The organism is Leucobacter manosquensis, assembly GCF_018304845.1.
Lineage (GTDB): Bacteria > Actinomycetota > Actinomycetes > Actinomycetales > Microbacteriaceae > Leucobacter > Leucobacter alluvii.
On the sequence record NZ_JAFEVO010000001.1, the window covers coordinates 1,940,416 to 1,962,256 of the forward strand.

A 21,841-nucleotide genomic window follows, 5' to 3' on the forward strand; every position below is an offset into this window, starting at 1 on the left:
CCGCATCTCGCACCGCATCCATCTCCAAAGGAGCTCATCGTGATAGAGCCGCATCGCGCTCGGTCGACCCAGCCCTCGGCGGGACCCGTCGCAGCAGCCACGGCGGTTTCACTGTCGTCGACGGCTCGTTCGCAACCCGTGATTCCGGTGCACGCGGACGCGGAGCAGCAGCAGCAGCACCCGCTGCGGCTCGCGAGTCTCGCCGCGCTCTTCGGTCTGAGCCGCCGCCGGTCGGTTCCCGCGAATTCGGCACTCCCCGATGATGACCCGTACATCGCCTACCTGCGGTGGGCGTCGAAGAGTGCCGGGGCAACCGCGGACCGCTCGATCCCCCGCGACCGCCTCGGCGGGAGTTCAGCTCTCGACGATAGCGAAACCGCGGCCGCGTAGCCGGGAGCGCTCCTCGGCGAGATAGTCCACGAGCCGGACTCGTGTGGCCTGCGTGTGAGCGGCGATGAGCGTCGCCGCCCGGTCGGCGTCTCGTGCCTGCACGGCGCCCAGAATCTCACGATGGCCGTCGCGCACCTGGGCTCGAGACGCCGCGGTGCGCACGACGAGCCATCGCGGGCGAGCAAGCCGCGTGAGCGTCGACGTGACGGCGTCGAGCAAGAAGGGGTTGCCGCTCAGCTGGGCGAGCGATTGGTGGAATCCGCTCCCCTCACGCAGGCTCGTCGCCTGGTCGTCGAGTTCTCCCGGCGCGATGAGCGACTCCTCCAGTGCGCGCAGTTCGGCGTCGCTCGCACGCTCCACCACCAGGCGCACGACGCCGACCTCGAGGAGCTCCCGGTACTCCATGACCGCGCGCACCTCGGTCACGTCGATCGGGGCGACGCGCCAGCCACGACCCTCGCGCCCGGTGAGCCCTTCCGCTTCCAGCCGGATCAATGCGGCGCGAATCGGGGTGCGCGATGCGCCGAGAGCCTGCTCGAGCCCCCGCTCCGAGAGCCGTTCGCCGGGCATGACGTCGAATTCGAGGATCGCCGTTCGCAGAGCTTCGTACGCTCCGGATTCAGAGCTCGTCACCATGCCGTCAGTATGACATACCGAATTGGTATACCATTCGGGTACACCAGAGGGGGCAGGATGAGTCACGAGTCGGCGAGATCGAGCGACGCAGTACCCGCGCGGGCCTGGGCCGTGCTCGTGCTCGGTCTCCTCGCGCAGGCTGCCGGCACCATGCTGGTCAGCGCACCCGTCTACCTCATCCCGCTGCTGCACCTCGAGTTGGGGTTGCCTCTCGCCGCCGTCGGGATGCTCACCGCTGCTCCGACGCTCGGCATGGTGCTCACCCTCGTGCTCTGGGGCGCAGCGGCGGATCGCTTCGGCGAGCGCTGGGTGATCGCAGGCGGGCTCGGACTCACGGCGGCCGCGGCGGGCGCTGCCGCCGTGACTGCCGCGCTGACCAGCGACCTCATCCCGCTCGGCATCGCGCTCTTCTGCGGAGGCGCGGCCGCCGCGAGCACCAACGCGGCAAGCGGCAGAGTCGTCGTCGGTTGGTTTCCGCGTCACCGGCGCGGACTCGCCATGGGGGTGCGACAGATGTCTCAGCCCCTCGGTGTCGCAGCTGCCGCGGTCGCCGTGCCTCCCATCGCGTCGGCGCTGCAGACCGCAGGCGTCTTCCTCGTGCTCAGCGCACTGCTCGCCGTCATCACCGTCGCGTGCGCCATCGGCATCCGCAACCCGCCGAGACCGAGCCTCATCGGCGCCGCCAGGAGTGAGCCGGTCCGCCATTCGAATCCGTACCGAGCGAGCGGGTTCCTCGCGCGAATCCATGGAGTCTCCGTACTGCTCGTCGTGCCTCAGTTCGCCCTCGCGACCTTCGGCATGGTGTGGCTGATCTCGGGGCTCGGATGGAACGCCACTGCTGCAGGTCTCCTCATGGGCGGCGCTCAGTTCATCGGCGCCCTCGGCCGCATCGTGATCGGCGGCCTGAGCGACCGCGTCGGCGATCGCGTGCGCGTACTGCGCTGGGTCGCCATCGGCGGCGTGATCGTCATGGTGCTCCTCGCCCTCATCGGCTTCACCCACGAAGCGATCCCGGGAGGGTTCGCCATCGGCGGCATCGTGCTCGTGCTCGCCACCGTGGTGAGCGTGGCCGACAACGGCCTGGCGTACACCTCCGTCGCCGAGGCGGCGGGCAGCGCTTGGGCCGGACGCGCCCTGGGTGTGCAGAACACGGGTCAGTTCATCGCCGCATCGGCCGTGGGTCCAGGTATCGGAGCGGCGATCGCATTGCTCGGCTACCCGCTCGTGTTCGGCATCATCGCGCTCGCCCCGCTGATCGCCATCCCGCTGATCCCGCAAGAGGATCGGCACGGGTAAGGCGATCCGCCGCGCACCGCGCGCAGCTTCGGCGCGGCGCCGCCGCGATCCTCGCGCGTTACCAGTCACATCTGCCGACAACAACCCCGCTCCGCGAAGCGGCGGCCTCCCGTAGCGTCGAGAACCAAGGAGGTCATCATGACATCGAAAGACGCATCACACCCGACCGCAGCATCGCCCGACTCCGTCGAGGAATCGGTGCCGGAGGCCATGGACCGGGTCGGCCAGACCGGCCCCGACGCTGCAGACCCACCGCGCGCCGGCGCAGACGATCCACTCGACAGCACGAACGGCAAGCCCAACAGCGACGCGCAGCTCGACGGCAAGACCTCGAAGCCGGCGTCCGATGAGGAACTCGACGACGACGAGGGCGCCGATGCCTTCGAGACCCAGCAAGAAGCGGATCGCAACAACCGAGACGAGGGCGGCGAGCGAGACGACCTGGATCACATCACGGTCGACACCCCCGACTGATCACTCATCATCGCCCGGCCCGCGAGGGTCGGGCGTGCTGCCGCGCCGGAACGCGATGCGCGGCAGCACGGCCCACACGCCGACGACGACGACACCGCCGATCGCCAGCGTGATGAGCCCCGCGGAGCGCCCGACGGCGAAGTCGAACACCAGCGCCGTGACGCCCGCTGCGAGCAGTGCGAGTACGACGAGGTCGGCTGAGAGCAGACGCCCGCCGAGCCGCACGATGTCTGGCTTGCGCCCTTTCCCGAAGAACGTGCGGTGCAACGTGACCGGAGCGAGACCCAGCACGGCGGCGATGCCGGCGAGCGCCACGAGCACCAGGTACAGGGTGAGCTGAAACCGATCGAGATCCTGAAACCTCGGCTGGAACGCGAGCGCCAGCAGAAAGCCGCCGAGGATCTGCGTGCCCGTCTGCGCGACGCGCAACTCCTGGAGTATCTCGTTCCAGTTTCGGTCGGCGCGCTCGTTCGTCGACTCGGAGCGGCCGTCGCCGTTCAGATCGGTCATACGCCGACTGTACGGCCTCGCGGGGCTCGGCAGCCAGCCCTCCGGCTCAGGCGAATTCCCGGATCGCGGCAGCCACCTCACGAGGAGCGGTGTGCTGCACCGCGTGACGATGACGGGCGAAGGTCACGAGACCCGATCGGGTCGCACGGTCGCGGAGCAGCCGGGACCATCGCGCACCCGCCACGACGTCGCGGCCGCCTCGGACGACGAGTGCCGGGACACTCACTTCAGCAATCCGTTCCTCGAGGCGGTACCGCACCATGTACCGCGCCTGTCGCAAGAAGTAGCGGGGCCCGCAACGGAGGTACGCCATGAGGACGAGCCCGTTCACCGACGGTGTCTCCCTCAGGGCGTCCACCACCAAGGCCCGGCATTGCGCCAGCACCGATCGATGCTCCCGATCCACCACCGGCCCGATGAGCACCACCGCGCGCACCAGATCGGGTCGCAGCCGCGCGAGCTCCGTGACCCACTGGGCGCCCATGGAGTGTCCGATCATCACGAACGGCGGCCCGCCCACTCCCTCCAGAACCCGGCCGAGCGCATTCGCCATCTCACCGACGTCGGGCGCCGACGCAGGCTTCGGAGCGCTGCCGAACCCCGGGAGGTCGATCGACCACACGTCAGCGCTTCGCGCGAGTTCGCGATGCAACCGCGAGAGGTAGTGATGCGAGGTGCCGATGCCATGTACGAGAACGTACCGGGAATCGGGGGAAGCGGCGGAAGCGGCGGAAGCGTGAGGTGCTCGCGTCGCGAACACGCCGAAGCTCAGGCCGCCAACGCGAATGCAGCTCCCTCGCGACGCATTCACTGGGCATCGGCAGGAACTCGGATCTGCAGAGCCCCGGGTTCGATCCACGCGTTGAACGCTGCGGCTTTGCCGAAGCCGTCGCCATCGAGCTCGATCTCCTCCGGGCGGGAGAGGCGAGCGACGAAGCGCTTGCCCGTGCGGTAGCTGAGGTCGCCGTCGTCCTTCTGCTTCCCGGTGAGCGCTCTGCCCGAACGAGTGCGGCGGATGACGCCGTTCACCCACGCCACTTTCGCCCATACCCTGATCCAACCGAGCAGCCCGCCGGGGCGAATGAGCAGGATATCGAACTGACCGTCGTCCACGACCGCGTCCGGCAGGAGAAGGATATTCGCCGGCAGAGACCCGCAGTTTCCGATGATCACCGTATGCGCGACGGCCCGTTTCGTCCGCCCGTCATCGAGACGGAAGCGGAAGTGCAGCTCGTTCGGGTCCCTGAGCGATTTGACGATCGCACCGAGATACGCCAGCCAGCCGGCCTTCGCCTTGAGGTCGCCATCCGTGTTCTTGATCATCTTCGCGTCGATGCCCATACCTGCCATCACGACGAAGACGTGCTGGTCTCTCGACGCATCCGGCCGCTCGATGTCGATCACGCCCAGATCGATGGGCCGATCCCTCCCGGTGAACGCCGAGGTGACGGATCCCGGCATGTCGTTGAGCGTCAGCTTGAGGTTGCGCGCGAGCAGGTTGCCCGTGCCGGAGGGGAGCAGGGCGAGCGGGATCGCCGATCCGCGAAGGCCCTCCGCGACCGCGCGCACCGTCCCATCGCCACCGGCGGCGATCACGAGGTCGACATCAGCTCGCCTCGCTTCTTCGACCATGCCCTGGCCGGCATCGTCCGCCGTGGTCTCCAACCAGACCGGCTCGTTCCAGCCGGCATCTGCAGCCGCTCGCTGCACTTCACCCCGAAGCACGTCGAGGTCGACCTTGATCGGGTTGTAGATGACGGCAGCAGTCTTCAGATGGGTATCGACCATTTGCTCATCGTACGATCTCGGGGCGCTGATGCGCCAACCTCATCGTGGGGTTGACAGGCCGATCGACGCCGCTGCCGCCCGCAGACGGTGTCTCGCTCGACGACGCGAGTGTGAGCCGCACTCAAGACATCAGTAGCTGATACTGGGCGCGAGGAGCCCGCCGATCACCGCCACGTACCCCAGCCCGAAGAAACCGGCGACAACGATCAGTGCAGCGATGCAGCGCAGCCACCCCCTCCGACTGGGCTCGTTCCATGCCCGTCGGCCGCGGATCACAGCCAGGAGCACTGCCGGGACCACTCCGAGGACGGCGACGAGCGTCAACACCTGGGCGCCGCGAATCAGAGCTTCTGATACCGGAGGCGCATCGGAGAGCAACGCCGAGGCGATGACGCCCCACAGCACCCCAGCGCATGCCAAGGCGAGCAGACACGCGCACCTCGTCCAGCTCAGCACCGATTCGGAACGAGTTGCCTGCGAAGGCTGCTGATACCAGCGGCGCAAGAGCCACATGAGCGGGGCCGACAGCAGGGTGAGGAGCAGAATCGCTCCTGAAACGCCCGCGAGCATGGGAAGCACTGCAGAGGTCGCCGGCATGGGCTGGAGCGCGAACGCCGGGTTCAGCCCGATGGCGCGGACCTCCCCGTTCTCGTAGTCGACCGCGACCCGACGCTGACCCTCGACTTCCTCCCACACCCAGGGTTCGACCTCGATCAGGTCCACAGGCGCACCGCTCGCATCCGTCAGTGCAGAGATCGACACCGTGCTTCCGCCGCCGCGCACGACATCCACCGCGGAGAGCGCGAAGAACAATCGCATGAATGTCGACTCGCTGCGGCGAGCGACCTGGTAGGCGCCCGCGATGGCGTCGGCGTGCTCACCGGCGGTCTCGGTTGCTGCGCTCGCGTCATCCCGCTCGTCGGGGAAGTACCGATCGGAGAACGCCCTCGAGAGCATGTCGCGAATCGCCGTCGTTCCGTCCCCCCTGATACCCGTGCTGTTGAGCGAGATATAGATACCGGCCCGGTCGTCGGGATAGAGGTCGAGCTGGGCGTGGAACGCCGTGAGGTCGCCCCCGTGGCTCAGAATGCGATGGCCGTTGCGGTCGCCGCCGAAGAACCCCACGGCCATCCGGGGGCCGGCCGCGAGCCCGCCGAGCTGCTCCTCCGAAAGCGCTGGCGCCTGCATCTCATCGAGGGACGCAGGCTGCAGCAGAGCGGTGCTCCCCGGCAGGAGTGCGAGCATGAAAGCGCTCATATCCGACGCCGTAGCGGAGATCGCCCCTGCGGGCGCCGGCGAGTTCATTTCGAATGGGATCTCGTCACCGCCCGCGTACGCGTACCCGTGCGACATGTTCTCCTGCTGCGAAGCGGCTACCGGCTGGTCGAGCGTCGCATTCGACATGCCCGCCGGGTCGAATATCTCCCGCTGCACATACTTCGCATACGGTTCTCCCACGACCTGCTCGACGACATACGCGGCGAGCCCGTTTGAGTAATTGGAGTAGGCCGGAGTCGTGCCTGGCTCGAAGATCTGCTCCGGCGGATCCACGGTCACCGCTTCTCGCAGGGAGGGCGCCGCAGCAGTCGGGTCGCCGATGACACCGGCGACCTTGTCCTCGAAGCCCGCCGTGTGCGTCAGGAGGTGGCGCAGCGTGACCGGAGTGGCGAAACGGGTCTCAAGGCTGAAGTCGAGGTACTCGCCGACGGGCGCGTCCAGGTCGACGAGGTCGCGTTCGACGAGCTGCATGACCGCAGTCGCCGTGACGAGCTTGGAGATGGAGCCGATGCGGAACAGGCTCTCTTCGGGCACCACCGGCGCCTGCGCCCCGTCGGACGCATCTTCGACCGCTCCGTACCCGCGCTCAGTGACCACGCCTCCGTCGCCGACCACCGCCACGGTTGCTCCCACAATCGCTTCTCGCTCCAACAGCGACGGCAGCATGCCGTCCAACCACGCATTCACGTCTTCACGTGTGAGCTCGGGAGCTTCCACCGCTCGCGGTGCCGCGTGGGCACCCGCGGCACCGAGTGAGAGGAGAAGTCCGACGGCCATCGCGAGCGCGCCGGTGCGTACGAGACGCCGAACAACTAAGTGCATCAAACGTCCTCGGATTCGGCGTGCCACAGTGGTGCCTTGCAACACGACTGTACCGGGACTGCGACGGTGCGGCGCGCTGACGCCGGGAAGGAACGCGGAACGTTCGTCCGGCGCACTGGCCGACCACGACGCAACGAGTACACAATCGGCAGAAAACCTGCACTCGGTGTCACAGCCTGGACCGGGAAGCCCCGCTGCCTGTTGACTGAAAGCACTGCTCGGCTGTTGCGCGCAGTCTCACGTTCACGGGAAAGGACCATCGCCAGGTGGGATCGATTCAGTACGACGGCCTGATCACGCAGTTCGAGGATCGTCTGCTCACGCACTTGCAGATCGTCATCGTGCAGAAGCTCATGCGGGAGGAGTCGTTCTTGATGTCATGGAAGGACGGCACGAGCGCGGGCAGCGGACGAACTGCGATTTGGATCTCTCCCCGGACCACTCTCACCTTCAAGTTCTCGGAAAGCCGCGTGCCGGAAGTCAACAGGGAGTGGTTGCAGCGCCTGGCAGAGTCTGCGAGCGCGACGACGGGCCTGATCGTGACAACGGAAGACGGCGCCCTCGCCATCGCAGATGCGACCGACGATCAGCACCCCGGGACGTTCCGGAAGTACCGCGAACGCTGATCTCCGCCGTTGCGCACGCCAGAGCTAGCGATTCCTGCCGGGTGCCTCGTCTCGGTCGTCCGTCCCGGTCTCCTCGTGCGCACTCGTCTCGGAGACGTCCGGGCGCTCTGATCCGGTTTCCGATCCGAGCGAGTCCGCCGCGGGCACGCGCTCCACTCGGATCTCCTCGTGACGCACGGGAACAGTGATGGTCTGCTGCTCGGTGATCACGTATTTGCGCAACCGAACGCGGCTCCTGGAAACGTCATTCTCAGACCGGTTCCGGCGCGCTTCCTGCTGGGCCCCCGGATCCTCGTCACTCCCCGGCGCCTGACTCCCACCGGGAGCCTGGGCGTCGTCTGCTGCAGTGTGATCGTGCTCGTTCCCCGTCTTCCCGCGGTAGTAGTCCCACAGTCGATCGTGCTCGCCGTCGGAGAGCGCGCCGTCCGCGTCGATCCTGGGCGCGTCCTTCACCGTGGCCTTGTCATACGCCACGCGCAGGGAGTCTCCGTCGAAACTCGCGTCGCGCAGAGGGACGAAAGACTCGGATGTTCCGAAGAGGCCGGTCGCGACGCTCACGAACAGTGGCTGCTGATCGTCTTGGTCGACGAACACCTGCTTCACGGTGCCGATCTTGTCTCCGTCGGCGTCGAAGACGTTCGCGTCGAACATGCCGTTGATGGAGGTGGAATCGATCATGGGTGCATTCCTCTCAGTCAGTGGTGCATCGGTGACGTGCTGACCTCATCGTCCGAGACCGATATGGTCGACCTTCCGGTGGTATCGCATCCCCGAGACGCCGCCGAGGATTGCTCCGCCCAGACTGACGACGACGAGCACAACCGCGGTGATGATGCCGGTGGCCGTCAGAGTGCCCTCATCGATCGGAATGCGGGGAAACCCGTTGAGATTTCCGAGGACGTTGAACTGGGAACCGGCGATCGCCGTGAGTATTGCGACGAGGATCGCGATGACGATGGCCCACACCCACACGGCGACGCCCTGTTTCGCGCCGGAGAATCGGGCCATGCGTCCGGCGACGTACCCGCCGCAGAAGTAGGCCACGAAGAGGATCACGGCGAGCACAATCGCTCCGATGATCCCGACCGTGTCAGCGTTCGAGGTGAGATCCTCGGCAGCCGCCTGCGCATCCCCGTCCGCAGCCCCGAGCCCGACTCCTGCGCCGACAGCGCTGAGAATCGCGGTCAGCAGAACTGCTGTTCCCATCGCCGTGAGCCAGCCGAAGAAGGCGGAACCCCACTTGATTCCCCCGAACTGCTGCTTCTCCCGATCGAGAACCTCTTCTCGGCGGGTCGGGCCTCGCTCCGCCGCAACAGCAGCGTGGTCTCCCGAAGATTCAGAATTGTGCTCAGTGTTCATTTCCGTGCTCCTGCCCTCGTCGTCAGTGCGGGATCGAGCCTCTCCATGTGGGGGCCTGGCACCAGGCTCCCCTGACTTTCCTCTCCGCGCGCGGGGGTTGACCTCTGGCAATGCGGTGAGAAAATAGCCCTCGGCCCCGCTCCTCGCAACGCACGATCGCGGTGCTGCGTGATGTCGGCCGGTTACGCAGCCAGGAAGGACAAGAACATGCAACGCATCGGGATCATCGGGAGCGGAGCGATCGGGACAGCCCTCGCCCGTCTGGCAATCGCAGCCGAGTATGAGGTCATGATCGCAAATTCTCGCGGTCCCGAATCCTTGAGGAACCTACTCAAAGACCTCGGCCCCCAGGCCCGCGCCGGCAACGTTCGCGAGGCCGCCGCATTCGGCGACATCCCCATTCTGGCCGTGCCGCTCACTGCGTACTCGAGCCTCCCCACGGGCGACTTCGCGGATAAGACGATTCTCTCGTCAGGCAATTACTACCCGCACCGGGATGGCCGCATCGAGACGTTGGACGCGCTCGAGAAGACCACCGCAGAGTACGAGCAGAGCTTGCTTCCCGGCTCCAGAATCGTCAAAGCCTTCAACAACATCGTCGCCCACCACATCCCCCTTCTCGCCGGCTCCCACCCCCGTACGGCGCTGCCTATTGCCGGCGATAGGGATGAAGACAAGGCACGAGTCTCCGGCGTCATCGCTTCTTTCGGCTTCGACCCGGTCGATGCCGGCGCACTCGCGGAGTCGTGGCGTTTCGAACCAGAATCCGGCGCCTACACGGCCATCTACGCCGCCAGCTCAGACGGCTTCCGCGAGGACTACCTCGCCGACGCGGGAACGCCCCTATCGGCGGAACGCCTGCGCCAGTTGCTCAGCGCCTCGCGCCGTCCGGACGTCATCGCCCGGCAGTTCTAGTGACCGATCGTGCTCGACGCGTCGCCCGAGAACGACGCTATTCCATACCTTCGAGCAATTCGGAGAGGTTGTTCGGCGTCGCGCCGGAAGCCTCGGCGAGTTCGCCGAAGCGCGCATCAGAGGCCGTGTTCGCTGCGTCGCCCGCGTCCGTGAAGAGCGAAAGGTACTCCGCGTCGCCCCCGGTCTCCTCGACCGACTGCACGCGGATGAGCCAACACGTTGCGTCCGGCGTGAAGCCCTCATGAACGTCCCACGCGATTGCAAGCGCGCCGATGCAGACGGTATTGGCATCGAGGAGTTCGTTGACCGTCGCGTCCTCGTGCACGAGCGCCAACTCGAAGAGATCGGCCATCGTGTGCGTGGGTGAGATGCTCGCGTCGTTGGAGAGGAACTCGTCCGCGACCTCGCGGTGCTCTTCGCAGAGGAACCGTGCGGCGAGCCAAGTGATGGCCGGATCCTCGAGTTCCGATGCGGCAGCCGCGTCGTCCGCCCGCTTGCAGGCGTCGAGCCCCATGCCCACCACGGTCTCTCGCATCGTCGGGTCGGCATCGTCCCACGCCGTCGGTTCGACGGAAGCCCAGGAGGACGAGGGATCGAGGCTTGCGACCATCGGGGCCATCAGCATGACATTGTCGAAGAACTGCTGCTGAGCTGCAGCATCACCACGCTTGTCCGAGGCGCTGGACTCAGCGGCAGCGCCCGGAGCACTGTCGTCGGTCGTGAAACTCGGGAGCAATCCGCATCCGCTAAGCACCAAGGATCCAGCAATCGCTGCACTGGCAGCCAGCGCTGACCATGTCCGCTGTGATCGTGAATTCGACACTGCGACGTTCCTCACTCTTCGGCGATCCGTGGCATGGAGAACCTCGGACATTGCTCCGGGTTATTGCCTGCACTCTATCGCGGCCGGAATCACGGGTCGCGTGGATCACGAGACGACGGTGATCGAATCGGTCATTCCTGGCGCTGAGATGCGAAACGTTCCGCGCGCAAGCTGCTGAGTGATTCGGGAGAGGTCAAGCCCCATCGTGGACTGCGTCCACCGTTTGAGAATGTTGCTGTCGTCCCGGATCTCCGTGTACCCCATACCTGTGACTGGGATCGACACAGCCGCCCCTCTCAGAACCACGGGAGGGGCGGCTTTCTTCGACGTCAGATCACGTCGGGGTTCTGCTTGGCGAAGCGCTCTGCTTCTTCCTCGGAGATCGCGATCAGGCCGCGCGGGGTGTACGCGAGCGCGTTGAGCGCCCGTATCCACACCTTGCTGAGCTCTGCCTCCTTGCTCCCCGAGAAGTGGAACGCCACAGTGCCGTAGGGAGACATCCAGAGAGAGACTCGTCCGTCTCCTTGATCATGCGGCTTGTGCCAGCTGAGAAAGAAGCTCTCCTGCTTCTTGAGCTTCTGCCCGATGACGAACTTCAGGTGCGCTAACAATCTGTCTTCGAATTCGTACTGCTGTCCGCCGTATATGAAGTTCCCCATATTCGGCAGTCTGTCAGTCAAAACAAACGGCGGTAGAGGTTGCTTTCCACCGCAGAGTGTGCAGCCTCGAAAATCAGCTGTGGCTGCGTCTTTGGATCACATGTCGCCCGGGTAATGGGTCGTGTTCGGTGCTTCGGCGATCGCCAGCGAGCCGTCCTCTTCGGTGACTACTAGGCCGGTACTCGAGTTCGCCGATTCACCCAAACGTTCCAGCCATTCCTTGTTGACCTCGGGCATGACATGCTCCATGAACGTGAAGGTGAGTGGTATCTGAGGTGAGAGCCAGATGGATGTGCGTCCATCGCCACTGCTCTGGCCAGCCTTCCAGGACATCAAGAAGCTCTCTTCGCGCATCAGCTTCTGCACGATGACGATCTGCATGTGTGTCAGCAACTCGTCGTTGAAATGCGTGGTGATTCCGTCGTAGCGAATAGAGCCCATGGTGGTCGTCCTTCCGTTGACGTTTGTTCGACCACTCGGGTGCGAGTAAGCCAGACCTCCAGGAAAGCACGCCCGCCGCTCGTAGGCACAAGACCTTGACACTTGGAGGAAGCGGCCCGAAACGACGAAAACGCCCCTGCGGCATCCCGAACGGCACCTCAGGAGCGAGGAGGCACTCGGATGGTTCCCAATGGCTCAACATCCCCGCTCTCGAAACTCAGGTGGCGCAGAAACGCAACCGGCTCTCGACGCGTTTCATTCTGATCTCGTTGCGGGCATCGACGCCCGTCACACGAGCGGGAACGCGCCAACAAACAAAAGACCCCTGAGATCCGCATGTTTCCAAGGAATCTCAGGGGCTTTCGTGTTGTTCAATTGGCGGAGACGGGGGGATTTGAAACCTGACGACGGCTCTTACTCCCCCTTGCGCAGGTGTGAAACCGTTGTTCTCTCAACGATTTATAGTTTCTTGAGCAATGTACGTGATAGATCAATGTGGCACGATTGTTGCCATTCTGTTGCTAGATCCTCCGCCTGGAGGAGGCACGAGGAAAGCACACCGACGCCTAAGTCCGAGGTGAAAACGCGCACGATCGTTGAGCGAACCACACCATGAAGCGATGTGCGCGCTTCTCTTCGCTGGTGTTTTTCTGAGCAAGAAGTATGATCGCGCGCACTCCGAAATCCTAACTTTATGCAGTGTCGTTCCACTCTGCCTTTAGGCGCCTTGCTCGGCCGTTGCGAACAGAACGAGCAACCCTTCCGGACGCCATCGCCTTTAAGATGATTGAGGAATCTTTTTAAGACAAGGGGAATTCCATATGGAACAAATGATGCATCCGTCGAATCTGGCATTCTTCGCCCTGGCGATCGCCTTTGTAGTGCGCATACGGAATGCGATTCGTGTGCCCACAGCACGCCACACCTGGCTCGCTTCTGGAGTCGGCGCCGTCGCGCTACTCTGTTGTGGAACGCTGATCTCCATTCCAGTACTCGATGGATGGCTTGGTGGAACGAACTTCCTAAGCTTGCTACAGAACGTTGCCGCTGCGGTTGCTTTCTGGCTCGTAGCCCAAGCCGTAGTGACTCAGGGTCACTACCCACTCCATAAGCTCTTCCGCTGGCCGCTGTACGTCGGAGTTTTCTCCTTCGTCATCCCGTTCTTTTTGATTGAACGTGGTGCTACGACACAAGATTTCATGCTCGAACGTTCGGATCAGCTCGCGGGATTTCTCTACTCGTGCTTGTACCTCGCGCTCATTGCGGGAATCTGCGTATACCTCATCGCAAAGATCTGGCGAAGCGGCGCGCAGAGCTTTGCCACAATGCATCTCGGTGGGGCCTTCGTATCAGTCGGGTGCGTGCTCCAGATCCTTGCGCTCGCCTCTATCTGCTTCAACTGGCTGCCAGAAGGAGTTAGCCGGCCCGTCTACACGTTCGCGCTGACCAGCTTCAGCGGCGGCGTCGTTCTGATGGCCGGCAATATGGCTGGGCTGGCGCTATTACGGCTGCGAAGCACGAGCCGGGTAAAGCACTCGATCAAGTCAGTCGAATCCATCTTGCGCCGGAAAGATCTCGAGGTTCCTGCGCGCCCGGCGATGACGACAACCTGGTTGAATGGTGAAACCGCACTAAACCATCTCTATAGGAGCGTGATCGCCGTGAATGACCACGTGCAGGCCGACGGGTCATCATTGAACAATGACGAGAAGAAGCGCGTTGAGCGCGCCTCTCACCTGGTTTCCCGCAAGATGTTCACAAAGCCCCGGAAGGCCCGCGCGCGTCTCCCGCGTTGGGAGCTGAATATCATCGAGTGGGCGGCCAAAGGGTCGAAGTCGAACTGAATACCTAAGTTGGGCGCGTCATGTTCGGGCGTTACTCGAAGACGGCGCGCACGTTGCTTTTGGTGCCAGCAATGACGACGCGGGAAAGGGCGTAGGCGATTTCCTCGGCCAAGTCCTCGTCGTCGTTATAACGGAACCCTCGGGCTCTGGCTCGCTGGATCTGGCCGCCGAGTGAAGCGGAGCTGATGGCGCTGTTGTCGATGAATTCGAGGACGCCGCATGTGGTGTGGTCAGCGATGATGTGACCAAACTCATGGAATATCGAGTGGGCTTGATAGATCTCGGGATCGTCAGCTCGGTAGAAGACGTGGCTTGCGTGTTCCATTTCAACCCAAAGCCCTGTGATATCGCGAAGTTCTGAGTCACTGGTGGGATGAAGAACGACGTCCTTCTGGTGGGCCTGCGAGACACGTTCTCGAATGTCAGCGATTCCTGCTCCGGGTGGGCATTCCAGGCTCTCTACGAGCCGTTCTGCCTTCTGCTGAGCGTTCATGCCGCCATTCACCTCCTGATTGCTGAGTGCGGACGTAACGACGTTACTTGGGTAGGCGACCTATGAGGTTCGCGATTTCCCGAAGCGTTTCGGGGGAGAGGCTGGTGCCTCTTGCCGCGATGTTTTTGACGCCCGCGTTGGCAGCGACTCGCGCCAGTGCCGCTTCCGCTTCTACGCGCGCAGTGACTTCTTCATTGTCGACAGTGAGGTAGTCCAAGGGGGCATCAAGCGCATCCGCGATCGCGGCAATTACTTTGCGATCCGGTGCCATCGTTCCCTTCAGGAATATGTCCCATTCCACGCGTTCGATCGCAACATGCCTATGTACGGCTGTATCGCGAACGGCTTCGTATCCTGACGTCTCATCCATCCCCTTGAGCTCAAGGAGGGCGCGCAGGCGGCGACTGATCTCGTCAGGTGAGAGTGCGGTCCGGGTGGTCTCGCCACGGCTGGAAATTTCGGTCTTGGCGACTTCGTCTTCGTCCTCGGGATACAGATCGATTCGAGCTTCAGCACGGTCGACGAGTTCGGCTATTGAGAAGTCGATCGCCCTACAGACGTTGTAGGCGAAATGGACCGGGATGGTTTTCTTCCCGCTCAGCCATTCCCCGGCGACGGCAGGGGCCTTGCGGAGTCGAAGGGCGATCTGTCGCACAGAGATGTCGCGCGCGGCGAGTTGGGTCCGCAGCTCGGCCGAAACGCATTGAATGAACCGCACTCCGCGCGCTTGGAGCTCGTCAGGAGAAAGGGTGGAGGGCTCAGTGCGCTCAAGGCTTCCGGAAATCAAAGAAGGATCTGTTTTTTTGAGCCGTCGTTCTGCGAGCTTGAACAGGCTGCTGGGCCTTATGCCCGTCACGAGACAGGCCGAGTACACGAACGCAAACGGGATTTTGTTACGCCCGTTGAGCCACTGGGTGAGCGTTCGAGTTCCGATCTGGAGCATGCCGGCGAGAGCCGACCCAGAAATGCTCAGCCCTCGCAGCTGCCATTTCTGCTCAGCTGCAAGAGCTTGGGCAAAGCTCGCACCAGGCTCGTCAGTATTCACATCGGAAGAATACTTGACGTCATTCGATGTATATATGTACTCTTCCAATTGGTGTTCCAAGTGGAACAAGAGTTGGAGGAATAAGTGATCACCCTGGAGACAAAGCCGACCCCAGTCGCTGGCGAGATCGCAGCTCTCGTTGTCGCAGCCCTTGAAGACGCGGGGTATTCGCAGCGCGGCGCAGCCGATGCGACGAACCTCGCGGCCTCGTCTTTTCATCGCAAGCTGCAGGGGGACGAGAAGTACGAGATCACGATGACTCAATTGCTGCGGATCGCAGCGCTCATAGGCCTACCTCCGGCTTCGTTTCTGCCAGATGCGTTTCGGTCGCCTTGCTCGTGCAACATCGCGTAACCCAGAAACGAATCTGACCCCTGGTGGGGGAACACCAGGGGCCAGCGAATTCCTTGGAAGGAACTCCGATTCATGTCTCAGGACTTTGACACATTCCCGCGCGCTGCGGTCACGTCTGGAAGCGAATTCACTGCACGCGAGAATAGCCAGCTTTCCAGCGCGGCTCTGGCTCTGCTTAAGGGGAAGACGCGATGAGCAACACCCCGATCGTCCGGCAAAGGATGCGTTTCGAAGACCAGTACGGGACGCACCGCAACTGGTGGGTGCGAGATCCTCGCGTTACCGGGTTGCCGATCGCTCTGTTCCTGTACATGCAGTCGCATGCGGAGAACTTCGAGGTCACACCAGCCATAGCGAAGCGCGATCTGGGCCTCACCGACTACGCGTGGAAGATCGCGAAGAACACCCTCCGTCGTTACGGGTTCTTCCTCGAGGTGCGTGACCGGTGGCCGGCCGGCTCAGTTGCTCCGATGATGCGTGATGGGTCCCCGATACTCGACCGAAAAGGGCAGCCTCGATACACGGACTTGACCGGCAACCTTCGGGTACGTGTCTTCACACAAGACCCTGACGAGAACGTCGACCTTGGACCAGACGGCGGCGTGATCGAAGTCGACGAACCGTACGAGCTGTGGCTCGAAAAGCAGAATGAGCTGCTTTCGAGGACCGGTGAGCAGAGGCCGGTTGAGACCACTTTCACCGCCCCACGAAATTCGCATAGCGGTGACGGCACCGCCCCCCGAATTTCGCACCCCGGTGAAGAACACCAGGTCAGCACCGCCTCTCGAAATTCGCATAGCGGTGCACCGGTCGACGAAATTCGCACCACCCCTATAAAGGAAGAAGAAAACCAAGGTTGGTTGGTTGGTTCTCAATCTTCAATTCGACCAACCAACCAGACCACGCGCGACGCGGAAATTGACGCTGAGCTCGGAGCGCTCGCTCCCGGTTGCGGCCTCACGCTCGCAGCGGTGGAGCGCGAGATTCAGGGCCGAGTGGACCTTGCGAGTGTGGACGTCGTTCAGGCCACACGAGACACTCTGCTGCGAGCCAGCGGCCGCGTGAATAAGCCTGCGAGCTACATCGCGTCTGTCATCGTCCGCTATCCCGAGAAGTGGCCGGTCGGCGGCGACGGGACAGCACCATTCGATCCCGCACCGGCAGCCAGCACGTTCTCTACCGAATCGCCTGTAGCCGCATGTCTTCGCGGTGAGCACTGGTGGGGCTCCGATCATCTCCCAGAAATCGACCGTTCGCACTGCCCAGACTGCGGAGAACCGCGACGCAACGTCGATCCCACATTTGCGGAACTCGAACGAGAAATGTCCTCGGTCGGAGGCAACCGCTGATGGGACGAGTCATTCTCCAAGAAGTCATCGCGATCCGCTGCGATGTGCGGGCCTGTGCCGTGCAGGTTCCTGCCTCACCACGTATCCCGTTCGGAGCCACCTGGCATGACCAAGCGCCTCAGCTCCACGGTCTCGTGGAAGCCGGCTGGTCGTTCGCGCTCACCTCGCAACTTCGCTCTTACTGCCCGCTTCACGCGGAAAGGGTTCGGCAGTGCACCTGCAGAACTCACCCCACTCGCCGGCATCTCTGCACGGCGCACAGCGACTCCGCCGCAGCCGTGGTGTGGGACGCCGCTCAAACTCCCAACATCGTCTCGCTCTTCCTGGAGGTCACCCAATGACGAAAGCACTGCTCCCCGACACCGTCGAAATTCGCCACGCGAATGTTCCCACTACCCAAATCGTCATCCGAAAGCGGCAACGCGAAATCGACCCGAAGCACGTCGAGATCCTGCGACAGTCCGTCCGCGAGACGGGCAAGCAGATCGTCCCTATCGCGCTTTCCGAACAGGCCAGTGGAGCGCTGGTTTTGATCGACGGCGCTCACCGTCTCGAAGCTGCTAAGAAGGACGACAGAGACACGATCCGCGCAGAGATCTACACAAACCTCACCGAAGACCTCGAAGGGTTGCTGGAGCTTCGCACGAACCGTGAGCGCAAGAACCTCACGCCCGCTGAGATCCTTCAGGCATGGGAAACGTTCGATCTTCCGCTGTTCGAAGAGAAAGCTCGCAAGAAGCAGTCTGACGCTGCCTCGGCGATGTTGTCAGAGCGCTGGACCGGAGACGATTCATTGCTTACCCCTAATAGGGGTAAGCAATCGGACGCGGTGCCCCTTTCGATCCGGCAGGCAGCGAAAGAGTCGACCGGCTACAACTACGAAGCCATTCAGAAGATTGCTACAATCCGCGATCTCGCAGAGAGCGAGACAGCTCCTCCGGAGGTTCGCGAGGTGGCGAAGATGGGCTTTGAGAAGCTGCATCGCGTGGGGGCGAAGATCGAGCCGGTACTCAAAGAGGTCATGAAGACCAGTGAGGCGATCGAACGTCGCTCGGAAGATCCCGAGGTTGCAAAGCTCCGTGCCGCAGAGAAGCGCCTCGATGACACGGTGTCCGAATCAACGCTGCTGCAGGAGAAGCTCGAAAACAGCGATTTCCGGGACGTACTCACTCTCGCCGCACAGAAGGACCAGATGGCGCGTGAATCGCTCCGGGCAATCCGTGTGGCGCTCGTGAACGCGCTCTCCACGATCGTGGTGGTCGAGTGCACGGTCGACGGGGATGTTTCGCAGAGCTTGCAGCGGATCGGTGGCGAAGTGACGAACCTGCTGTCATCGCAGTCGTTCCGTCAACTCGGGTTGGAGGATCGTCGTGGCTAAGGTCGGCAAGTTCTCCAACTGGCGCACGCGAGCGATCTTCACTGAGATCGCAGATTCCGGCGTCGACGTGTTCGAAACCGCCGAAGGGGCGGCCTTCATCGAGCAGTTGCACGCCTACCAAGTCGCTCAGTTGCGAGAGGCCGCGCGGGACTGGGGCTACTCCATCTCCTCTGAGGAGACGGTGCAGGTCATCATCGCGAACCTGCTGTCCACTCGGAAGAATCCTGACCGCTGCCCGGCACGCTACATCGCGGCCGTCGCAGAGCCCTGGGCGTACTTCCACACGACCGCCATCGGATGGTTGCAGAACGAGTGGGGTATCCGCGGGGCACCGCTCGAGAACGTCGGCTACGCCGAATACACGAACCTCTGCACCAACCAGGGTGACGAACACGGCCTCACACCGCTTGAGGACGTCGTGGATCTCACCTTCGGGATCGTCGCTCAGGTCATCGATTCACGCCACCACGTAGCAGTACGGGAATTGCTGTACTGGATTGCTGCAAACCCGCCGCAGCGGCTCTCCTACGACATCGACGACCGTGTTGCCGCACACCGGCTCTGCCCGTCCTTGTCGATCGAGCAGGTTATTGCGGTGATCAAGATCGCTCGCGGCTCGCGGCCGAATACGGCAGCGACCAGCCTCATGGGGCAGTTCTTGCTGAACGATTCGTTCCGCGTCTCAGAATCGGGTTCCCACTACCGGGCGCTCACGTCTTTCAAGAACGCGTTCCGTGCCGGCGAAACCGGCTCCCGGATGCTCACGGATTGGGTGTGAACATGAACGATTACATGGAATATCCCATGCTGATGTGGATGCTCACGATCTCATTGCTGAGCGTCGCGGTACTCGGTGCGGCGATCCCGCTCGTAGCTGGCCTCACGTCGCTGCAGGTGAAGCGTGACGCACGCAAGGCGGGGAACGACTGATGGCGAAGAAACCGAACCGTACCTGGGCGATGGTGATGTCGCTGGGCATCCCGCTCGCAATCGTGGGCGTCTCAGCTATGGCGATCTCATACGCCACCCTGATCGACGTCGCCCGCGTGAACGGGCTCCCGCTTCCTGAACTGTTCCCGGTCGTGGTCGACGTCGGCACCGTGGCCACCATGATCGCTGCTGCACAGTTTCGTATGCGCGGAGTTCCCGGCCGTTGGCTCGCGTACACCACCTTCGTCCTGCTGTCTGGCGTTTCTATCGTGGCAAACGCCACGCATGCGTGGCGTGCGGCAGATCTGACCCTCACTAGCCCGTGGGCCGCCGCAATCCTGGCCTCCACTCCGCCGACCGCGCTCTTGGCAATCACGCACTTGGTGATGATGCTCATCCCGGACGAGAAAGAACGTGCCAAGCTCCAAGCAATCCGCGAGCGCGCTGAGGCGATGCCTGCCAAACGGGTGGACGCGCAGCGTGCGAGCGAACCGGTGCGGACACAGATCGAACGCCCGAAAGCCGCACAGCCTGCACAGAGGCCAGCTGAACCGCAGCCGGCTATGACGCAGGAGCCGGAGGCGACATTGCCGCTGCGCTTGATCGACGTCGCCCCTCGCGATGTTCCCGAGGAGGAGGTACGCGCCCAGGTGCTTGATTTCTTCCTCACCGAGCAGAAGCGCCCGACCGGGAAGCTCGTCGGGGAATGGTTGGGCGGTAAGACCCAAAAGACCGGGCAGCGCTTCCTCAAGAAGATGGAAGAAGACGGCGCTTTCACGCCCGACGTGGAGCGCTTGGAAGTCAACGCTCACTGAGGTGAACACCCGTGACAGCCGCTCTGGCTTGTCGCCGTAGATCTGAATCAACGATTGTCAGTGGCCCCCGCTACCGTTGGAAACGGGTGGGGGCACGGCCGAAAGGAAGAACACATGGAACCCGTAGGCGGTCCCACTGAATCGGTGCAGGAAGTTCCCGCACCTCGTGGCTCGAAGAAGAAGCGAAATCTGTGGATCGCTGGCGGTGTTGCTGGAGCGCTGGTCCTGGGCGGCGCGATCGCGACGCCCCTGATCGTGCAAAGCATCCGCGATCGCGAGCACGCGGAACTCACCGCAGAAATCGGTTACACCTACGGGCAGACCGATGAGATGAGTGCCGATCTTGAAGCGGCACTCGCGCTGAGTAGCCTGCAGTACACCGAGGCCGCCGCATTCGCGAAGGAGCTCACCGCTCTCGGAAAGACCGCTGATCCGATCATCACGGAAGCTCAGGCCAAGAGCCTCACAGATGCAGCCGCATCGGTGTCGAAGTCGATCGGTAAGGGCCCCGAAAAGTCCGACGAGCGGACGGTGGCCGTGAAGCTGGTTGAATCAAAAGCCATCGAGTTGGAAGCGGCGGATAAGGACGCCGCGGCGAAGGCAAAGAAAGCCAAGAAGGACGCCCCCGAAGCGACCGCTCCAGGCTCGTTTCTTGCCGTATCCGTCGACGACGTTCGAGGCATGATCGGTGAGGACACCTCTGCCAGCCATGTCGAGCCTGACGGACGTACCGCAGAAGAGGGCGACAAGGTCGAGGTTGCCCGAGGCGAGCTGAAGGCGGCCCAGTCCCAGCTGCACGACGTGCAGAGCGCCGTCGACGCCGAGCTGGAACTTTCCTCGAGCTACACCGATGCAGTGTCTAAGACGCTCCCGGCGCTCGTGAAGGTCTCGGAGGCGACCCCGACTCAGGCGAAGGGCATCGTCGCCGCTGCGACAAAAGCTGCCGATGCGGGTAAGAGCGTGACGAGCGCTGCCGAGACCGCGAAGGAGACTGCCGGCGAGAAATCCGTGACGGCGAAGCGCGTCGCTGACAAGCTCGCCGCCTATGTCGAGTCGGCCCGTGCGGCTCAGAAGTCACACGCCGACCAGGTCGCTGCTGAGGAAGCCGCGGCAGCCGCGGCCGCGGGTGAGGGGCCGGCGCCGGCGGATGAGGGGTACACGTACGATCCAGGCACGGGGGGAACAGGCGGCGACTGGCCTGTGAACGGTGGCGGCGGCGGGTGGACGCCCCCGACCGACTCAGGGAACAGTGGCGGCGGCGGGGAACCGGCCCGGCAGCCTCCAGTCGATACAGGGGCTGGCGGCGGCGCTGGTGGCGGCGGCGGCGGCACAGGCGCTGGCGGCACTAGTGGCGGCGGTGGCGGCGGTGCTGGTGGCGGCGGGACGCCTCCTGCCACTACCTGCCCTCCGGGCACGATCCCGACCGGCTCATGGGACAACATCAATGGCATCCACTGTGAAAGGGCCGGCTCCGGGGGCACGGACACCGGGGGCTGGAACTAAATCGAGACACCGAAGGGGTGCAGCGCGATTGCGTTGCACCCCTTCGGTGTGTCAACTGCGCGCCCGTCCACATCTTGTGTTCGTAGACGGCAAACCGTTTGCACCCCCATAGG

The 21,841-nt window shown here is 63.5% G+C and carries 26 protein-coding genes; 13 read left to right on the forward strand and 13 right to left on the reverse strand.

Annotation, left to right across the window (positions count from 1 at the left end; all coding sequences use genetic code 11):
• Positions 1 to 39 precede the first annotated feature (39 nt).
• Positions 40 to 390 (forward strand): hypothetical protein, encoded by a 351-nt coding sequence (locus tag JSQ98_RS09000; protein ID WP_211649308.1) that lies wholly within the window; start codon positions 40 to 42, stop codon positions 388 to 390.
• On the opposite strand, the gene JSQ98_RS09005 is transcribed toward JSQ98_RS09000, so the two are convergent.
• Entirely contained in the window at positions 355 to 1,026 is a 672-nt protein-coding gene (locus JSQ98_RS09005) for a GntR family transcriptional regulator (protein WP_200332066.1), read from the reverse strand. The two genes, JSQ98_RS09000 and JSQ98_RS09005, sit on opposite strands and share 36 nt — an antisense overlap.
• Before the next feature lie 57 nt (positions 1,027 to 1,083).
• Here JSQ98_RS09005 and JSQ98_RS09010 point away from each other — a divergent pair, with 57 nt between their 5' ends.
• Positions 1,084 to 2,322: an MFS transporter gene (locus tag JSQ98_RS09010; protein WP_211649310.1), complete on the forward strand. Its 1,239-nt coding sequence runs from the start codon at positions 1,084 to 1,086 to the stop codon at positions 2,320 to 2,322.
• Positions 2,323 to 2,460: 138 nt separating this feature from the next.
• Positions 2,461 to 2,796 (forward strand): hypothetical protein, encoded by a 336-nt coding sequence (locus JSQ98_RS09015; protein WP_211649312.1) that lies wholly within the window; start codon positions 2,461 to 2,463, stop codon positions 2,794 to 2,796.
• Here the strand turns inward: JSQ98_RS09015 and JSQ98_RS09020 are convergent, their stop codons facing one another.
• From JSQ98_RS09020 to JSQ98_RS09035, 4 genes are all read right to left on the reverse strand, one after another.
• Positions 2,797 to 3,306, reverse strand: coding sequence for a DUF6328 family protein (locus JSQ98_RS09020; protein WP_090152760.1), 510 nt, complete (start codon positions 3,304 to 3,306; stop codon positions 2,797 to 2,799).
• Between the two features lie 46 nt (positions 3,307 to 3,352).
• Positions 3,353 to 4,117, reverse strand: a complete 765-nt coding sequence (locus JSQ98_RS09025) for an alpha/beta fold hydrolase (RefSeq protein ID WP_211649314.1) — start codon at positions 4,115 to 4,117, stop codon at positions 3,353 to 3,355.
• Positions 4,114 to 5,094 (reverse strand): diacylglycerol/lipid kinase family protein, encoded by a 981-nt coding sequence (locus JSQ98_RS09030; protein ID WP_211649316.1) that lies wholly within the window; start codon positions 5,092 to 5,094, stop codon positions 4,114 to 4,116. The genes JSQ98_RS09025 and JSQ98_RS09030 overlap by 4 nt, the downstream gene beginning before the upstream one ends.
• Positions 5,095 to 5,223: 129 nt before the next feature.
• A complete protein-coding gene (locus JSQ98_RS09035; RefSeq protein ID WP_211649318.1) occupies positions 5,224 to 7,194 on the reverse strand; it encodes a serine hydrolase domain-containing protein in 1,971 nt (656 codons plus the stop codon).
• A 266-nt stretch (positions 7,195 to 7,460) separates the two neighbouring features.
• Here JSQ98_RS09035 and JSQ98_RS09040 point away from each other — a divergent pair, with 266 nt between their 5' ends.
• Positions 7,461 to 7,820: a DUF7882 family protein gene (locus tag JSQ98_RS09040; protein WP_211649320.1), complete on the forward strand. Its 360-nt coding sequence runs from the start codon at positions 7,461 to 7,463 to the stop codon at positions 7,818 to 7,820.
• A gap of 24 nt (positions 7,821 to 7,844) precedes the next feature.
• Here JSQ98_RS09040 and JSQ98_RS09045 read toward each other — a convergent pair whose 3' ends face one another.
• Both JSQ98_RS09045 and JSQ98_RS09050 read right to left on the reverse strand, forming a co-directional pair.
• Positions 7,845 to 8,498 carry a DUF2382 domain-containing protein gene (locus JSQ98_RS09045; RefSeq protein ID WP_211649321.1) on the reverse strand — a complete coding sequence of 218 codons (654 nt, stop codon included), beginning with the start codon at positions 8,496 to 8,498 and terminating at the stop codon, positions 7,845 to 7,847.
• 45 nt (positions 8,499 to 8,543) lie between these two features.
• Positions 8,544 to 9,179, reverse strand: coding sequence for a hypothetical protein (locus tag JSQ98_RS09050; RefSeq protein WP_249290789.1), 636 nt, complete (start codon positions 9,177 to 9,179; stop codon positions 8,544 to 8,546).
• A 207-nt stretch (positions 9,180 to 9,386) separates the two neighbouring features.
• On the opposite strand from JSQ98_RS09050, the gene JSQ98_RS09055 reads away from it, so the two are divergent.
• On the forward strand, positions 9,387 to 10,094 hold the full coding sequence (locus JSQ98_RS09055; RefSeq protein ID WP_211649322.1) for an NADPH-dependent F420 reductase: 708 nt from the start codon (positions 9,387 to 9,389) through the stop codon (positions 10,092 to 10,094).
• Positions 10,095 to 10,131: 37 nt separating this feature from the next.
• Here the strand turns inward: JSQ98_RS09055 and JSQ98_RS09060 are convergent, their stop codons facing one another.
• From JSQ98_RS09060 to JSQ98_RS09075, 4 genes are all read right to left on the reverse strand, one after another.
• Positions 10,132 to 10,830: a hypothetical protein gene (locus JSQ98_RS09060; RefSeq protein ID WP_249290790.1), complete on the reverse strand. Its 699-nt coding sequence runs from the start codon at positions 10,828 to 10,830 to the stop codon at positions 10,132 to 10,134.
• A 192-nt stretch (positions 10,831 to 11,022) separates the two neighbouring features.
• On the reverse strand, positions 11,023 to 11,202 hold the full coding sequence (locus JSQ98_RS09065) for a hypothetical protein (protein ID WP_200332027.1): 180 nt from the start codon (positions 11,200 to 11,202) through the stop codon (positions 11,023 to 11,025).
• Positions 11,203 to 11,246: 44 nt separating this feature from the next.
• Positions 11,247 to 11,576: a DUF7882 family protein gene (locus JSQ98_RS09070; protein ID WP_211649323.1), complete on the reverse strand. Its 330-nt coding sequence runs from the start codon at positions 11,574 to 11,576 to the stop codon at positions 11,247 to 11,249.
• Positions 11,577 to 11,672: 96 nt separating this feature from the next.
• Positions 11,673 to 12,017: a DUF7882 family protein gene (locus JSQ98_RS09075; RefSeq protein ID WP_211649324.1), complete on the reverse strand. Its 345-nt coding sequence runs from the start codon at positions 12,015 to 12,017 to the stop codon at positions 11,673 to 11,675.
• Between the two features lie 821 nt (positions 12,018 to 12,838).
• Between JSQ98_RS09075 and JSQ98_RS09080 the strand changes: the two genes are divergently transcribed.
• A complete protein-coding gene (locus tag JSQ98_RS09080; protein ID WP_211649325.1) occupies positions 12,839 to 13,861 on the forward strand; it encodes a hypothetical protein in 1,023 nt (340 codons plus the stop codon).
• Positions 13,862 to 13,892: 31 nt separating this feature from the next.
• Here JSQ98_RS09080 and JSQ98_RS09085 read toward each other — a convergent pair whose 3' ends face one another.
• Together JSQ98_RS09085 and JSQ98_RS09090 are read right to left on the reverse strand one after the other, a co-directional pair.
• On the reverse strand, positions 13,893 to 14,354 hold the full coding sequence (locus tag JSQ98_RS09085) for a zinc-binding metallopeptidase (RefSeq protein ID WP_211649326.1): 462 nt from the start codon (positions 14,352 to 14,354) through the stop codon (positions 13,893 to 13,895).
• A gap of 43 nt (positions 14,355 to 14,397) precedes the next feature.
• Positions 14,398 to 15,399, reverse strand: coding sequence for a hypothetical protein (locus JSQ98_RS09090; protein WP_211649328.1), 1,002 nt, complete (start codon positions 15,397 to 15,399; stop codon positions 14,398 to 14,400).
• 84 nt (positions 15,400 to 15,483) lie between these two features.
• On the opposite strand from JSQ98_RS09090, the gene JSQ98_RS09095 reads away from it, so the two are divergent.
• The 7 genes from JSQ98_RS09095 to JSQ98_RS09125 all read left to right on the forward strand — a co-directional run bounded on the left by JSQ98_RS09095 (position 15,484) and on the right by JSQ98_RS09125 (position 21,728).
• Positions 15,484 to 15,753 carry a hypothetical protein gene (locus JSQ98_RS09095; protein WP_211649329.1) on the forward strand — a complete coding sequence of 90 codons (270 nt, stop codon included), beginning with the start codon at positions 15,484 to 15,486 and terminating at the stop codon, positions 15,751 to 15,753.
• 191 nt (positions 15,754 to 15,944) lie between these two features.
• The gene (locus JSQ98_RS09100; RefSeq protein ID WP_211649330.1) at positions 15,945 to 17,102 is read left to right on the forward strand and encodes a hypothetical protein; all 1,158 of its coding nucleotides are present in this window, start codon (positions 15,945 to 15,947) and stop codon (positions 17,100 to 17,102) included.
• A gap of 337 nt (positions 17,103 to 17,439) precedes the next feature.
• Positions 17,440 to 18,480, forward strand: coding sequence for a ParB N-terminal domain-containing protein (locus JSQ98_RS09105; protein WP_211649331.1), 1,041 nt, complete (start codon positions 17,440 to 17,442; stop codon positions 18,478 to 18,480).
• Positions 18,473 to 19,258, forward strand: coding sequence for a hypothetical protein (locus tag JSQ98_RS09110; protein WP_211649332.1), 786 nt, complete (start codon positions 18,473 to 18,475; stop codon positions 19,256 to 19,258). Before JSQ98_RS09105 ends, JSQ98_RS09110 begins: the two co-directional genes overlap by 8 nt.
• Before the next feature lie 2 nt (positions 19,259 to 19,260).
• A complete protein-coding gene (locus JSQ98_RS09115; RefSeq protein ID WP_211649333.1) occupies positions 19,261 to 19,410 on the forward strand; it encodes a hypothetical protein in 150 nt (49 codons plus the stop codon).
• A complete protein-coding gene (locus tag JSQ98_RS09120) occupies positions 19,410 to 20,225 on the forward strand; it encodes a hypothetical protein (protein WP_211649334.1) in 816 nt (271 codons plus the stop codon). The genes JSQ98_RS09115 and JSQ98_RS09120 overlap by 1 nt, the downstream gene beginning before the upstream one ends.
• A 114-nt stretch (positions 20,226 to 20,339) precedes the next feature.
• Positions 20,340 to 21,728, forward strand: coding sequence for a hypothetical protein (locus JSQ98_RS09125; RefSeq protein WP_211650566.1), 1,389 nt, complete (start codon positions 20,340 to 20,342; stop codon positions 21,726 to 21,728).
• Positions 21,729 to 21,841 lie beyond the last annotated feature (113 nt).

Excerpts from the sequence above, each read along its gene's own strand:
- JSQ98_RS09080 (WP_211649325.1), top strand. The coding sequence starts at position 12,839 with ATGGAACAAATGATGCATCCGTCGAATCTGGCATTCTTCGCCCTGGCG.
- JSQ98_RS09015 (WP_211649312.1), top strand. The coding sequence starts at position 2,461 with ATGACATCGAAAGACGCATCACACCCGACCGCAGCATCGCCCGACTCC.
- JSQ98_RS09100 (WP_211649330.1), top strand. The coding sequence starts at position 15,945 with ATGAGCAACACCCCGATCGTCCGGCAAAGGATGCGTTTCGAAGACCAG.
- JSQ98_RS09020 (WP_090152760.1), bottom strand. The coding sequence starts at position 3,306 with ATGACCGATCTGAACGGCGACGGCCGCTCCGAGTCGACGAACGAGCGC.
- JSQ98_RS09105 (WP_211649331.1), top strand. The coding sequence starts at position 17,440 with ATGACGAAAGCACTGCTCCCCGACACCGTCGAAATTCGCCACGCGAAT.
- JSQ98_RS09085 (WP_211649326.1), bottom strand. The coding sequence starts at position 14,354 with ATGAACGCTCAGCAGAAGGCAGAACGGCTCGTAGAGAGCCTGGAATGC.
- JSQ98_RS09070 (WP_211649323.1), bottom strand. The coding sequence starts at position 11,576 with ATGGGGAACTTCATATACGGCGGACAGCAGTACGAATTCGAAGACAGA.
- JSQ98_RS09125 (WP_211650566.1), top strand. The coding sequence starts at position 20,340 with ATGGAACCCGTAGGCGGTCCCACTGAATCGGTGCAGGAAGTTCCCGCA.
- JSQ98_RS09030 (WP_211649316.1), bottom strand. The coding sequence starts at position 5,094 with ATGGTCGATACCCATCTGAAGACTGCTGCCGTCATCTACAACCCGATC.
- JSQ98_RS09075 (WP_211649324.1), bottom strand. The coding sequence starts at position 12,017 with ATGGGCTCTATTCGCTACGACGGAATCACCACGCATTTCAACGACGAG.
- JSQ98_RS09050 (WP_249290789.1), bottom strand. The coding sequence starts at position 9,179 with ATGAACACTGAGCACAATTCTGAATCTTCGGGAGACCACGCTGCTGTT.
- JSQ98_RS09005 (WP_200332066.1), bottom strand. The coding sequence starts at position 1,026 with ATGGTGACGAGCTCTGAATCCGGAGCGTACGAAGCTCTGCGAACGGCG.
- JSQ98_RS09035 (WP_211649318.1), bottom strand. The coding sequence starts at position 7,194 with ATGCACTTAGTTGTTCGGCGTCTCGTACGCACCGGCGCGCTCGCGATG.
- JSQ98_RS09115 (WP_211649333.1), top strand. The coding sequence starts at position 19,261 with ATGAACGATTACATGGAATATCCCATGCTGATGTGGATGCTCACGATC.
- JSQ98_RS09010 (WP_211649310.1), top strand. The coding sequence starts at position 1,084 with ATGAGTCACGAGTCGGCGAGATCGAGCGACGCAGTACCCGCGCGGGCC.
- JSQ98_RS09120 (WP_211649334.1), top strand. The coding sequence starts at position 19,410 with ATGGCGAAGAAACCGAACCGTACCTGGGCGATGGTGATGTCGCTGGGC.
- JSQ98_RS09055 (WP_211649322.1), top strand. The coding sequence starts at position 9,387 with ATGCAACGCATCGGGATCATCGGGAGCGGAGCGATCGGGACAGCCCTC.
- JSQ98_RS09045 (WP_211649321.1), bottom strand. The coding sequence starts at position 8,498 with ATGATCGATTCCACCTCCATCAACGGCATGTTCGACGCGAACGTCTTC.